General features: G+C 59.5%; 8 protein-coding genes. 1 reads left to right on the top strand and 7 read right to left on the bottom strand.

What is annotated here, in order from left to right:
- Positions 1-409: 409 nt before the first annotated feature.
- The 7 genes from rhaD to ACTO5E_RS03480 all read right to left on the bottom strand — a co-directional run bounded on the left by rhaD (position 410) and on the right by ACTO5E_RS03480 (position 9,860).
- Complete coding sequence (gene rhaD / locus ACTO5E_RS03450) at positions 410-1,225, bottom strand: rhamnulose-1-phosphate aldolase (protein ID WP_482301592.1); 816 nt, start codon at positions 1,223-1,225, stop codon at positions 410-412.
- Between the two features lie 4 nt (positions 1,226-1,229).
- Positions 1,230-2,477, bottom strand: coding sequence for an L-rhamnose isomerase (locus tag ACTO5E_RS03455; RefSeq protein ID WP_482301594.1), 1,248 nt, complete (start codon positions 2,475-2,477; stop codon positions 1,230-1,232).
- A 10-nt stretch (positions 2,478-2,487) separates the two neighbouring features.
- Positions 2,488-3,636, bottom strand: a complete 1,149-nt coding sequence (gene fucO / locus ACTO5E_RS03460) for a lactaldehyde reductase (protein ID WP_482301596.1) — start codon at positions 3,634-3,636, stop codon at positions 2,488-2,490.
- Positions 3,637-3,656: 20 nt separating this feature from the next.
- Positions 3,657-4,955: a rhamnulokinase gene (locus tag ACTO5E_RS03465; protein WP_482301598.1), complete on the bottom strand. Its 1,299-nt coding sequence runs from the start codon at positions 4,953-4,955 to the stop codon at positions 3,657-3,659.
- Between the two features lie 9 nt (positions 4,956-4,964).
- On the bottom strand, positions 4,965-5,783 hold the full coding sequence (locus ACTO5E_RS03470) for an MBL fold metallo-hydrolase (RefSeq protein ID WP_482301599.1): 819 nt from the start codon (positions 5,781-5,783) through the stop codon (positions 4,965-4,967).
- A 360-nt stretch (positions 5,784-6,143) separates the two neighbouring features.
- Entirely contained in the window at positions 6,144-7,031 is an 888-nt protein-coding gene (locus tag ACTO5E_RS03475) for a sugar phosphate isomerase/epimerase family protein (RefSeq protein ID WP_482301601.1), read from the bottom strand.
- 147 nt (positions 7,032-7,178) lie between these two features.
- Entirely contained in the window at positions 7,179-9,860 is a 2,682-nt protein-coding gene (locus ACTO5E_RS03480; RefSeq protein ID WP_482301603.1) for an NYN domain-containing protein, read from the bottom strand.
- 212 nt (positions 9,861-10,072) lie between these two features.
- Here ACTO5E_RS03480 and ACTO5E_RS03485 point away from each other — a divergent pair.
- On the top strand, positions 10,073-13,629 hold a 3,557-nt coding region (locus ACTO5E_RS03485; protein WP_482301605.1), incomplete at its 3' end, for a cadherin-like beta sandwich domain-containing protein.

The following is a 13,629-nucleotide window of genomic DNA, read 5'->3' on the forward strand; positions in this document are numbered from 1 at the left end:
ATTTTAGCACAGGCTGTCGATAGATTCAATAGGAAATAAAAGACGGGAGGAGCAATCCGGCAATACAACAGGAGAAAAGAGCATATCGTGCGGCCGAATTTACAGACCGAGCCTGTGGGCGTCCAGACCCTGACAGAGCGCGAGACAGCGACCTGCTGTCTTGAACTTAGGCAGCAGGGAGACCGGCGACTGTTTCCGGGCTGCTTTTTCCCAAGAGAAGCTGCAACAAAAAATTCTTCCGGTGAGCGCAGGCAAAGTCTTTTTGCCGCCAGCCTGCCTGTGTACAGAAAGCTTAAAGCAAAAGCATCCCCTTGCCCCAAACACGCGAGAGCCTCAAGAGGACGCTTTTCATTTTCCATTTGCGGGAAAGGCGCGGGAGCCAGCTCCCCATTCTCTTTCCTGTCCGTGCTTACAGATTCAGGAAGTCCTTGCGGTAGTTCACCCCAAAGAACTCCGCCAGCTCTTTCATTTCCCTGTCCTGAATGGTGTTGAGACGGGGCAGGTGGGCTGTGAGCATATAGATCTGGGCGGCTTTCTCCACAGTCTCAATAAGCCCAAAGGTCTCATCCATGGTTTTGCCCGCGCCGTAAATGCCATGCATCCCCCAGACCACCAGCCGAAATGCCTTCAGCTTTTCCGCTGTGGCCGCGCCAATCTCGTTGGTGCCGCAGAGCATCCAGGGCAGCACGCCTACCCCGTCTGGAAAGACAACGATACATTCCGTGCACATCTCCCACAGGGTGTGGGTCAGCTTTTTCTCGTCCAGCTCATGGACAAAATTCATGGCCAGGGTGTGGGTGGGGTGGCAGTGCATTACCACCCGGTTCTCCGGGTCCACGCCGAGCCTTGCCATGTGGCTCATCAGGTGGGCGGGCAGCTCGCTGGTGGGCCTGCCGCCGTCCTGATACCCCCACAGCAGCTGCGCGGTCCGCCCGTCAGCGCCGACCCGGATGACCCCCAGATTGGTCTCCGGGTCATCCTCCACATTCTTGAAATATTTGCCTGAGCCGGTGACAATGAAAAGCCTGCCGGCCAGCGGCTTAGCCTCAAAGCCCAGGGGCAGTTCCCGGAGGACCTGGTTCATGTCCAGATACCCGGCAACCTCATTTTCATCCAGCAGGCGGCTGATATTGCCGCCATTGCGCTCATCCCAGCCCAAGCGGTACATGTTGGCGGTGGTCCTCCGCATTTCCGTGACAAAGGGCGCGTCCATTATGTTGTTCATGCTTTCAACCTCGTTTGCTTAAAACATCTTGCTCATAACGCTCGGCCAGGGGCAGCCACATCCCATCCAGGGGCTTGCCGCAGCACCGGCAGTATTCATCCCACACCGTCCCAAAGGGCATGGTCTTCAGCTCCTCCTGCAGCACCATCAGCCTTGTAAAATTTCCTCTGTCCTGCAGCTCTTTCAGCTGGTCCATGGGCTGCAGCAGGGCGAACAGCAGGGCTTTCTGAAAATTCCGGAAGCCTGCGGCCCAGGCAGCAATGCGGTTGATGGAGGCGTCAAAGTAGTCCAGGGCCAAAAACACCCGGTCTATTCCGCAGCGCACCACCTCCTTGGCAATCTCACGGGTCTCGTCGTCAAACAGCACCACATGGTCGCTGTCCCAGCGCACCCCCCGGGTGACATGGAGGGCCAGCCTCTGGTCATAGGCCAGAATGGAAGAGATCTTATCGCTGACCAGCTCAGTGGGGTGATAGTGGCCGTTGTCCAGCAGGCAGATGCAGTCCTCCCGGCCTGAGGCGTATTTCAGGCACCACTCGGCGCTGCCCACCGTGTAGCTCTCCACCCCAATGCCAAACACCTTGCTCTCGGCGCAGGGATAGACCTGGGTTTTGTCAAAGGGCTCGCTGAGAATCTCGTCAAAGCTCTGCTTATAGCGCATTCTGGGGCCTATGCGGTCGGCGGGGATATCCTTATAGCCGTCCCCGGTCCAGATATTCATGACACAGGGCTGGCCCAGCTCCTGGGCCAGATACTGGCTGATGCGCACACAGGCCCTGCCGTGGTCCACCCAGAACCTTCGGGTCTCCTCGTTGGGGGAGGAGAGGGTCAGGGGGTCGCATTTGGGGTGGCTGAAAAAGGTGGGGTTAAAGTCGCAGCCCATGCCTCTCTCCCGGCAGAAGTCCACCCATCTGGCAAAGTGTCTGGGCTCCAGCCGGTCCCGGTCCGCCCACTCGCCCGGCTCAAAAATGGCGTAGCTGGCGTGCAGGTTCAGCTTCATCCGGCCTGGCGCCAAAGCGGCCGCCTGGTCGATATCCTCCATCAGCTCCTGGGGGTTCCGGGCCCGCCCGGGGTAGCTCCCTGTGGTCTGAATGCCCCCGGTGAGGGGCTTTGAGGGGTCGGTGTCAAAGCCCCTCACATCGTCCCCCTGCCAGCAGTGCAGGGCCACGGGGACGGTTTTCAGCTTGGCGATGGCCTTGTCTATGTCCACCCCCAAGGCCGCATATTTTTTTCTGGCTTCTTCCAGGCTCATGGCTTCCTCCTTACAGCAGGCCCCGGTATAGGGCGGCAATCTCCTCCACGCTGGTGTCCCGGGGGTTGCCGGGACGGCAGGCGTCGGCAAAGGCGGACTGGGACAGGAAGGCCACGTCCTCCTCCTTCAAAATACCTTGCAGGCCGGCGGGTATGCCCACATCGGCTGAGAGCTGCCTTACAGCGGCGATGGCAGCCTCAATGGCATCCGGCTCGCTCATTTCGTCAATACCATCCACGCCCATGGCCTTGCCAATGGCGCGGTAGCGCGGGCCTGCCACAGCCTTGTTATACTCCAGCCCGGTGGGGAGAATGATGGCGCAGGCCACGCCGTGGGGGGTGTCGTACAGGGCGCTGAGCCCATGGGCCATGCTGTGGACAATGCCCAGCCCCACATTGGAAAATCCCATGCCCGCAATATACTGGCCCAGAGCCATGCCCTCCCGGCCCACAGGGTCATTGCCCACAGCAGACCGAAGGTGCTGGGAGATGAGCCGGATCGCTTCCAGATGGAACATGTCGGAGATGGCGCAGGCCCCCTTGGTGATATAGCCCTCAATGGCGTGGGTCAGGGCGTCCATGCCTGTGGCGGCGGTCAGAGACTGAGGCATGGAGGACATCATATCCGGGTCCACTACAGCCACCTCGGGGATGTCGTTCACATCCACACAGACGAACTTGCGCTTTTTCTCCACATCGGTGATAACATAGTTGATGGTGACCTCTGCAGCCGTGCCGGCGGTGGTGGGCACCGCAATGGTGAACACGGCGTGGTTTTTGGTGGGGGCAACCCCTTCCAGAGAGCGCACGTCCCCAAACTCCGGGTTGTTGACAATAATGCCGATGGCCTTGGCCGCGTCCATGGCAGAGCCGCCGCCAATGGCAATTATACAGTCCGCGCCGCTCTGGCGGTAGGCTTTCACCCCGCTCTGGACGTTCTCAATGGTGGGGTTGGCCTTCACATCGCTGAAAATCTCATAGGCAAAGCCTGCCTTGTCCAGGAGGTCTGTAACCTTCTGGACGACGTTGAACTTTAGAAGATCCGGGTCCGTGCAGACAAAGGCCTTGGCGCAGCCCCGGGCAGAGAGCTCGGGCAAAATGTTTGCAATGGCTCCTGCCCCATGGTGAGAAATGCTGTTCAATACAATTCGGTTAGACATAATGGTATCCTCTTTATTCTTTATTGTTCCCGGGCCCGCGCCGCCTTGATCTGGCTTTGCAAATTGCCCAGGGCAGTGGCCTCTATGGGCAGGGCCACCACTTTCAGGCCAGTCTCAGCCTCGGTGAGACGGTTCAGGTATTGGTTTTTGGCCCCGCCTCCCACAATGTACAGCCTGTGGTAGGGGCGGTGGGTGAGCCTTTCCAGCTCCCGCACGCTCTCTCCATAGCATTTTGCCAGAGAGCGGTAGGCGCAGCGGAAGTAGTCAGCCGGAGAATGGGGCTGGTCATAGCCTCCCTCGTGGAGGGCGGCTTTCATGGCCTCTGTCATAGAGGGGGGAGCCATAAAGCGTTGGCCGGCCACATCTACCAGGCCGGGGTAGGCGCTTTTCTCAGCATCTGCCACAATGCGGGAAAAGTCCTCGTCCGGGCAGAGCTCTGCCCGCAGATTGTTCACCATCCACATCCCCATGATATTTTTCAGGTAGCGGATGTACCCCACGCCCCCCTCGTTGGAGAAATTGGCCTCCCGGCTCTCAGGGGTGGTGACAGCCTGGGGCAGTCTGGCCCCCAGCAGGCTCCAGGTGCCGGAGGACAGGAACAGCTCCTCGCCCTCCATGGGAATGCCCTCCACCGCGCTGGCGGTGTCATGGGTGGGGCAGAGCAGGGCCTTCATGCCCCGGTACTCTCCCAGAACAGTGCCCGGCTGACTCAGGGGGCCGAACAGCTCCTCGGGCAGACCCAGCCTGCGAATTATTTCCCAGTCGAACTCAGACGCAGCCGGGTTGACCAGTCCGGTGGTGGTGGCCTGGGTGTACTCATGGGCCTTGACCCCGCACAGCCGCCACAAAAGGTATTCGGGCATCATCAGGTAGCCGGCGGCCCCTTCCAGACGTCCGGCCAGCTTGTCGGCGTAGAACTGGTAAATACTGTTAAAGGGCTGGAACTGGATCCCCGTGCGGGCATACAGCTCCTCAAAGGGGATGATTTTGTGCACCTGGAGGACAGCGGCTTCCGTGCGTCCGTCCCGGTAGGCATAGCAGGGCGGCACAGGCTCCTCTCCCCGCAGCAGCACATAGTCCACCCCCCAGGTGTCGATGGAGAAGCTCTCAATGGCCGGATATCTGGCCAGGGCCCTGTCAATGCCTGCCCGAACCTCCCTTTCCAGCCGCTCCACATCCCAGGTGAGATGGCCGTCTCTCTCCGTTGGCCCGTTGGGGAAGCGGTAGACCTCCTCTGTGTTCAGCCTGCCGTCCTCCTCCCAGCCCACAATGTGCCGGCCGGAGGACGCGCCGATGTCAATGCCAAGATAATATTTCATATGGCCTCCTTACCGGCTGGCAAAAATATTCTCCGGGTTATAGACAATGTTCCCCAGCCCGCCGTCGGCCCGGACATAGTTCTCCACCCTTTTGGCTATGCGCAGGGGACGGCCCATGAAGTCAAAGGGCTGCCAGTCGTTGGTCCCGGCTATAATCTCATCGCAAACGCCAATCACCCCGTCCAGAATGGCCTTGTCAATCTGGGTGGGTCCATGAGACAGCCATACCGTGTCCCAACGATGCTGCTGCTCCTTCAGCCGCAGCAGCCCGGCCCGGTAGTCCTCCACGGAACTGGATTCCTCCTCCCACAGGAACACAGAGGGGTTGCACCCGTCGCCGAACAGAATCGTCCGCTCCTCCACATTCAGCACGCAGGTCATGCCCTGGGTGTGGCCCGGCAGATGGACAGCCTCCAAGGTCAGGCCCCCCAGGTCAAAACGCTGGCCAGGCTCCAAGGGCAGGTAGTCTCCGGCCCGGTCCGGGGCAAAGTCTTGGGCGGTAAGCTCTTTGCCGGTGATGTAGCGGGCATAGTCCATCTTGTGCTCCATGCCGCCGCGGCTGCAGGCCAGTTCCCAGTCAGCCTTGTGCAGCCATACCCGCTCAAAGCCCGCCGCGCCCCCGGCGTGGTCGCAATGGCCGTGGGTCAGAATCACATCCAGAGGCTTACTGGTCAAGCCCTCTACAAAAGACCTCAGGTCTCCCGCGCCAGTGGCGGTGTCTATCAGCGCGGCCCGCTCCTGGCCCTCCACCAAAAACACGGCCACGCCGGTGATATCTACGATCTTTGTGGTGCTGGGGCTGACTTTTTCCGTGGTAAAGAATTCCATGGTCTTCCTCCTTTTATCCATAGACTGCCGGTCCAGGCGCATTCTGCGGACCCGGGGCGGCGTAAAATGGGGGATAAGGAGCCTCCTCCGGCGCCAAATCCCGCCTGAAAATACACCAAAGGGGGCAGACAGCCCCCCTTTGCAAAACCATTCCCATTTTGATGCTCCCGCCGGTCTTCTCTGGTAAAGGCCTGCTTTAGAACGCCGTCTTTTTTCCACAAGCGGTCACTTCTGGTGTTGAAAACCCTCGCTGTACAGCTTAAGCACAGCCTGGGGTTTTCTCCTGGAAATCCACCTCGTTGGGGCAAAAATCCGTCATCCCTCTATTTTCAAGCAGACCAGGCGGGACGAGCCTCTTTGTCAGTGAATGTTCTCCTTAATCCACTGGCAGTCCTCCCGGATGCACTGGTCGTGGTCCGTGTAGAAGCCCTCGCGCTCGATGACCCAGAAGGCCTCAAAGCTCTGCTCGTCCAGGGCGTTCTTGATCTCCTGCCAGTCGATATTGGACTCAGGCGCGCCCAGCTTGCACTGGACCTCAAAGCGCTTTTTGCCCTCGGGGCTCTCGTTGCGGGCGGTATAGGCGTCCAGCATCTTCTGGCGCTCCTCCAAAGACATCTCGGCCACATGGGCAAAGGGGCTCTCGTGGTTGCCCTCGGCGTGAGCAGACCGGGGCTTGGGCCCGGGACCCTGTACCCGGCAGTTCTCCTTTACATGAATGGCCACAATCCGGTCCTTATACCGGCGGATAAAGGAGGGGGGATAGGTGCCCGCGTTCATGGTCCAGCCGCAGTCCAGCTGGAAGAAGCATTTGCTGGAATTCTCCGCCACGATTTCCAGCAGAGCACGGCCGTTGTCCATGTAGAACTCCTTGCTGTGGTTGTGGTAGCCGATCTTGATGCCGTAGGGCTCGGCCATCTCTGCCATAGCGTCCAGCTCATGGGCCACCTCAATGGCCTCCGCCTCGTCGCAGAAGTCGGTGCTGGCCCAAATCACGGCCTTGCCTCCCAGAGCAGCCATCTTCTTGACGATTTCTTCTGTGGGCTTGGCATGTACCGAGACGATTTCCAGCCCGGTCTCCTGGGCCCATTTCTTTACATCCTCCACATCATGGTCCAGGTCTACGGGCAGCAGCTCCACCCCGTCGAAGCCCATAGACTTGATGGTCTGGAACTTCTCAAGCAGGGTGGGGCCCAGGCCCAGATAGCTGGCGATGCCGCCAAAGGAATAAGTACCGATATTGACTTTCATTGGTATCAACCTCCTGATGATGATTTGACTGGTTTTATTGTACCACATCAGGGGTTGACTGTCAATAACCATCATTTCAACGGGGGTCGCTCTCCCACAAATTGTTCAATTACCACAATCATCTTTCCTCATTCTCAGCAGGATGCCTTAATTGCCGCCTCCCTCCGGCTTCCTTTTTCCCCGGGGGCCGGAGGCGGTCTGACTGGCTCTTTTCATGGCGTCGCCTACGGTCTCTCCCCGCAGCGCCGCCCGCTTCTCCCGCAGAATCGCCGCAATCTCCCCCTGCACCCGCTCCACCTCCATGCGCAGCTCCCGGGCAGACATGCGCAGGGCTCCGTGGCCCAGAATGATCAGCTGCTCGGCAAAGTCCGCGCTGGCTACCAGCACCCGGCGGTTCTCTCTGGTCAGCTGGTAGCTGGCCTTTTCAATATAGGCGTCCGCTGTCTCCGCCTCTTTGGTGTAGACCACATGGATATTATGATATAGGCTCACCGAGCCCGTGCCCCTGGGCACCCTATAGGCGTCAAACACCAGAATCAGCCGGTTTTGCTTATAGCCCTGGTAGTTGCTGAGAATGTCCATCAGCGCCTCCCGGGCGGCCTGCAGGTCCTGGCGGGCAATGGCGTTCAGGTCATCCCAGGCGAAAATCATGTTGTAGCCGTCCACCAGCAGATACTCCGGTCCGGCGGGAGGAAGCTCCACTCTGCCGCCAGAGCTCTCCGGCCCGTTGTTCCGCTCCCGGTTGGGCAAAAGGTCCCGGGGCCTTACCTGGCCGTAGGTTTTTTCAAAAATGGCCAGCAGCTCCGCGTCCTGCTCCAAGCCGGTTTTCGGCGGCACAGCCTGAGGGGCCGCCCCGCCCCTTTCGGGAAAAGGGGGCGGGGGAGCCTCCTCCTTCTCCGGCTCCGGCAGACGGCAGGCGGGCAGGTGCATATGCTTTTCCACCTGGTCCCAGGGGACATAGTACCCGGCCCCGTGAGAGCAGAACACCGACCCTGCCGGGTCCTCTGTGTCCTGGTCCGGGTCATAGCCTATGCGGGCGGTCACTGCCTCCGGGTCGCCGCAGGGGCGGTAGCCCTCTACTGTACAGGACACCCGGCCCCGGCCCTTGGTATAAGCCGCCACCTCCGCCGCATAGTCCCCAAAAGCCGCAACGGGTACGCTGGCAGTGAGAATGGTCTCCTCTCCCACCGCTTTCGGCTCTCCGGCCTGGCCCCCCATGCGCTGAATGTCTGTAAGAGCCCGGCCCAGGGTGGGGGAGGGGAGCTCCAAGCGCAGGGCATACCAGGGCTCAAGGAGAACGCTCCGGGCCTTCATCAGACCCTGCCGCACTGCCCGGTAGGTAGCTTGGCGGAAGTCGCCCCCCTCGGTGTGCTTCTCATGGGCCCGGCCAATGAGCAGACTGATCTTCATATCCGTGATAGCCGACCCGGTGAGCACCCCCCGGTAGGTCTTTTCTTCCAGATGGGTCAGAATCAGCCGCTGCCAGCTCCGTTCCAGCACATCCTCTGAGCACAGACTGCCAAACACCAGGCCGCTGCCCCGGGGCAGTGGTTCCAGCAGCAGGTGGACCTCCGCATAGTGGCGCAAGGGCTCAAAGTGGCCTACTCCCTCTACAGGCCCGGCAATGGTTTCCAGGTACACTACATTCCCAGGCCCGAACTCCACCTCCAGCCCGAACCGGTCCAGAATCACCCGCTGAAGAATCTCAGCCTGCACCCGGCCCATCAGCCGCAGGGTAATTTCTCCCAGGGCCTCGTTCCATTCCAGATGCAGCTGGGGGTCCTCCTCTGCCAGCTGCCGGAGCTTGGGCAGCACCGCGTTGGCCTGCACCCCTTCGGGCAGGATCAGACTATAGGAGATGGCCGGCTCCAATGCAGGGAGGGGGCCTGCCGGCTCTACGCCCAGGGCCTGACCCGGATAGGTAGAGCTGAGCCCTGTCACCGCGCAGACTGCCCCGGCCTCCGCTGTGGTGACAGACCGGAATTTATCCCCGGAATAGACGCGAATCTGGTCCACCTTTTCCTCTCCGCCGGGCAGGGCCAGGGTAGTCTTCACCGGAAGAGATCCCCCGGTGATTTTCATGTGGCTCAGCCGCCCTCCCTGGCTGTCCCGGGTAATTTTGAACACCCGGGCCCCAAAGGCCTCCCCCCATACCGGCCGGGGTCCCAGGTGGGTGAGGGCGTCCAGCAGCTCGTCTATCCCCTGGGCCCGCAGAGCGCAGCCAAACAGGCAGGGGAAGCATTTTCGTGCGCATATCAGCCGCCGAAGGGTCTCTTCCGTCAGCTCCCCGGTTTCCAGATATTCTGACAGGGCCTCCTCGTCCCCCAAAGCAGCCTGCTCCCAAAAGCGGTCCGAGCCATAGTCCGAATAGTCCAGAATGGCGTCGGACAGGCTGCCCTGCAGCTTTTCCAACAGAGCCTCCCGGTCTACCGGCTGGTCCATTTTGTTGAGGAACAGGAACACCGGAACCCCCCGGCTCTCCAACAAGCGCCAGAGGGTCAGAGTGTGGCCCTGGGGGCCGTCGGGGGCGGAGACCACCAGAATGGCGCAGTCCAGCACCTGTAGGGTGCGTTCAGCCTCGGCGGCAAAGTCCACATGGCCGGGTGTGTCTACCAGAGTGAGCTCCACCTCTCCCACAGTCAGCACAGCCTGCTTGTTGAAAATGGTGATGCCCCGCTCCCGTTCCAGGCTGTGGGTGTCCAGAAAGGCGTCGGCATGGTCCACCCGGCCCAGAGCCCGCAATGCCCCGCCCCGGTAGAGGATAGCCTCTGAGAGCGTGGTCTTTCCCGCGTCCACATGGGCCAGAATACCCACTGTCAGCCTTCTCATGCAATCCCCCCATGTTGATTTTCTCTGAAGATGCCTCATTGCTGAAAGCCGCCTTCAGGTTCCCCTCTGTCGAAATATTCTCAGGATATTATAGCATATCCGCCCGGGCCCGCACAACAGCTTTTGCGTAAAAACGAATGCGAGTATATAGTTAACTTCCACTCCCCGGCGAAGGGGCCGGAGAGAATCTAAAATCTAAGAGGGTTGAAAACATGAACAAAAGCAAGTTTCTGAAGAAATCACTTGCGGCGCTCCTGGCCATTCTCATGGTCGCTGCAATGATTCCGATGAGCGCCTTTGCTGCTGAGGAGCCCGCGCCGGCTCCTGCGCCCGAAGGGGTGCAGGCCATCCGCGTGGGCGGCAACTCTGCCACCTGGGACGGCAGCAAGTATGTGGCCCAGGCTGAGGGCCAGATTGAAAATGCTTCAGTCAGCATGGCTGCTGTTATGAGCGACAGCAACACCCATGTCTATCTGAAGGAGGACGGCGAGAGCCAGCTGGACGCTGGCGCTACCAAGACCATTGCGCTGAGCAAGGCTGTCGAGAAGCCCGCCACTGTGGGCGAGACCGGCAAGTACAAGTTCACGCTGCTCATTGGCGCAGGCCCTGCCTCCGCCACGCCCTATGAGCTGGAGGTCAACTGGACGCGCACCTATGCCAGCCGCGACACCGGCATCAAGACTGTTCAGAACATCACCGACATGGTGGGCGCCCCTGTGGTTGACGAAACCACCGGCACCATCACCATCAAAATGAAGCTGGGCACCAACTTGACCGCTATCGAGTCTGCTGTGTTTGCCAGTGAAACCAGTGCCACTACTAATGGTACTGGCACCACAACTGGTAACGTAAAGGTTCTGTTGGGCGGCGATGATAAGGGTAAGGCTCAGGTTTATAGTGAGGATGACAGTGATTTTAAGGCCGCTGAGGCTCTCACTGATAACATGAAGGCTAACCTGCTCCCCGCCATCTTCGTTCCCAAGACCTCTACCGCTGAGCTGGACCTGAGCACTGACATGGTGCTCACCGTTAACGCGGGCGGCGCAGAGAAAAAGTATGATGTGAAGTTTGAAATCGAGCCCACCTTCACCGAGATTAAGCTGGGTGATGTGGTTGGCACAATCGACACCACCGCTGGTAGCGAGAAAATCACCTTCAAGCTGCCCTATGGTGGGTATGCTGATGAGGCCGCTTTCGTTGGTGCTTTGGATGATATGCCCATTACTTACAAAGCGGTGAGCGGTGTTGCCCTGAAGAATGGTTCTGCCGCTGCTATCGCTAGTGGTTCTAAGTTGTCTGATGTTACCAATGTGGCTTTTGCCAACAACAGCAGCACGACTGAAACCCTGAAAGCCAATTTGGATACCACTACTTCAAACCATACCAAAGTCAAGGTCTACACCGCTGCTAACACCAGTGGCGTTGATTTCGACATCCAGGTTGAGGCTCCCAGGAAGAGCTCCACCGCCGCTATCACCGCTATTAAAGTTGGCAACGGCCAGGTCGTCAACATCGACGAGGGCAAAACCACTGTCGATGTGACCCTGCCTGCTGGCACTGACCTGAGCGAGAAAAAGTCTGTTGACGTTTGGGCCGCTTCCGGCTCCAAAATCGACGTTCTGGGCGATGCTGGCCAGACCGCTACCGTTACAGCTAGCCCTGCCGTGAAGGCCACTCTGGCTAATGTCGCCGTCTCCGACAAGACCATCTACCTGAAGGTGACTGCTCCCGATGGCAACGCTGCCCATGTGGCCCAGTACACCATCAACCTGACCGTAGGCACTGCCGGCGCCATGAGCATGAGCAAGTTCAACCTGGTGAAGGCTGGCGAGACCATTGCCGAGGGCAAAATTGACCAGACCGCGAAGACCATCACCCTGGTCGTGCCCAACAGCGATGGAAAGTCTACTACTAGCAGTGGCAGCACGGTCCATGCTGACGGCCTGAAGACTGCTGTTGTCGACTTTGAGGCCAGCAGCTTCGCTTCTGTAGCTTTCACCGCTGGTTCTGGTGCTTTCGCTGGTGCCAATGAGCTGGTTTCCGGCGAGACCGTGGCCAACGATGCCACTGGTCTGTTCGGCGCGATTAATAACGCTCTGTCCCCTGAGGATACCGCCAACCCTGCAAAGGCTGCTACTGTCCGTCTGTGGCATGGCACCAGCGCCGCCGAGGCTGTGAATCCCGTTGATTATTCCATTATCCTGAAGGTTGCCAATCCCGGCACCGGCAATTCCATCACCTCTGCTGAGATGACCACTGCCGCCGACCGGAAGTCCATGACCGCTGACAATACCTACAAGACCGAGATCGACCGCGATAACAAGGTCATCAAGGTCTACCTGCCCTACACCGCCCGCGAGACCGCGAGCATCAAGTTCTCCGAGCTGGCGATCAGCGATTTCGCTGTAATAGCTCAGCTGCCCGAAAATATTGCCAACGATGGTGATAAGATTTCTACTATTGCAAAACCTGGCAAAGAAATCAGCGGTTCCATTGCTGTTGGCGGCACTTGGACCGAGGCTATTGGAACCGATGGCAATGTCGATGAGACCAAGGGCGCTAAGCTGCAGGTCTTCAGTGAGTCCGATTGGAACACCATTGATGGTTGGAGCCTTAAGAAGTCTCCCAGTGCTGATACTGACAAGGGAATCGCTAATGTTAAGGCTCTTGCCAACGAGTACACCCTGATTGCCGTAGTCGAGAAGCCCGAGACCGGCTACGAGCTCATCAGCATTGAGAGCGCCCTGGATACCAACGTTGCCCTCACCGGCGACGTGAAGGACGCTTCTCATGAGCTGACCCTGACCATTCCCGCCAGCTACAAGGGCAACGCCGACAAGGCTTTCACCCTGAATCATAAGGTCAGCCCCAAGGCTACCCTGACCATTGGCGATGTGAAGGTCACCTCTGACGAGGGCTCTGCCGAGACCAAGGGCGCGACCAAGATCTACCTGAACAGCGACAACAAGCTGGTGGTTGGCGAGACCGCTCTCGACCTGGCTGCCGACGCTTCCGTTGTGCTGAAGGTTACTGCCGAGGACGGCAAGAACAGCGACACCTGGAAGCTGAAGATCACCATGGCTCCTGCCAACACCGACGCTGGCCTGAAGGGCATCACCGCCGGCAAGGCCCAGGCTGAGCAGGACGCTGAGGACGAGACCAAGTGGACCATCGTTCTGCCCTACTCTGCCAACGCCGAGAAGCAGATTCTCGCTTTTGAGACCGCTTCCACTCTGTCCAAGGTGCAGGTAAACGGCGAGGACTTCGATCCCGCTGCTGAGTACGACCTGTCCGCCGAGGAGGGCATCACCATCACCGTGATTGCCGAGGACGGCACCACCAAGAAGACCTACACGCTGACCGCCACCAAGGGCGAGGCCAGCAAAGAGGCCAAAATCGAGAGCCTGAGCGTAGGCGAGACCGAGGTTGCCATCAATGGCGCCGAGCTGTCTGTCAACCTGGGCGAAGAGGCTGACCTGACCAAGCAGACCCTGACCATCAAGGTCAGCGAGAACGCTACCTTCACCGTGAACGGCGAGGCTTACGAGGGCGCTGAGATCAACGTCACCGAGCCTGTGACCATCGTTGTCACTGCCGAGGACGGCGAGACCACCGAGACCTACACCCTGACTGTTACCGCCACTGCTCCCAGCGCCGACAACACCGTGAAGGTGACTGTTGACGAGGCCGAGGCTGTGGCTGGCGAAGAGGGCGCTCTGACTGCTGAGGCTGCGGACCCTGCCAGCATCACTCTGGCTCTGGAGCTGCC

The organism is Acutalibacter sp., assembly GCF_056800975.1.

Bases quoted from the DNA above. Each gene is read 5' to 3' on its own strand.
- rhaD (WP_482301592.1), bottom strand. From the start codon at position 1,225: ATGAACAACATAATGGACGCGCCCTTTGTCACGGAAATGCGGAGGACC.
- ACTO5E_RS03455 (WP_482301594.1), bottom strand. From the start codon at position 2,477: ATGAGCCTGGAAGAAGCCAGAAAAAAATATGCGGCCTTGGGGGTGGAC.
- fucO (WP_482301596.1), bottom strand. From the start codon at position 3,636: ATGTCTAACCGAATTGTATTGAACAGCATTTCTCACCATGGGGCAGGA.
- ACTO5E_RS03465 (WP_482301598.1), bottom strand. From the start codon at position 4,955: ATGAAATATTATCTTGGCATTGACATCGGCGCGTCCTCCGGCCGGCAC.
- ACTO5E_RS03470 (WP_482301599.1), bottom strand. From the start codon at position 5,783: ATGGAATTCTTTACCACGGAAAAAGTCAGCCCCAGCACCACAAAGATC.
- ACTO5E_RS03475 (WP_482301601.1), bottom strand. From the start codon at position 7,031: ATGAAAGTCAATATCGGTACTTATTCCTTTGGCGGCATCGCCAGCTAT.
- ACTO5E_RS03480 (WP_482301603.1), bottom strand. From the start codon at position 9,860: ATGAGAAGGCTGACAGTGGGTATTCTGGCCCATGTGGACGCGGGAAAG.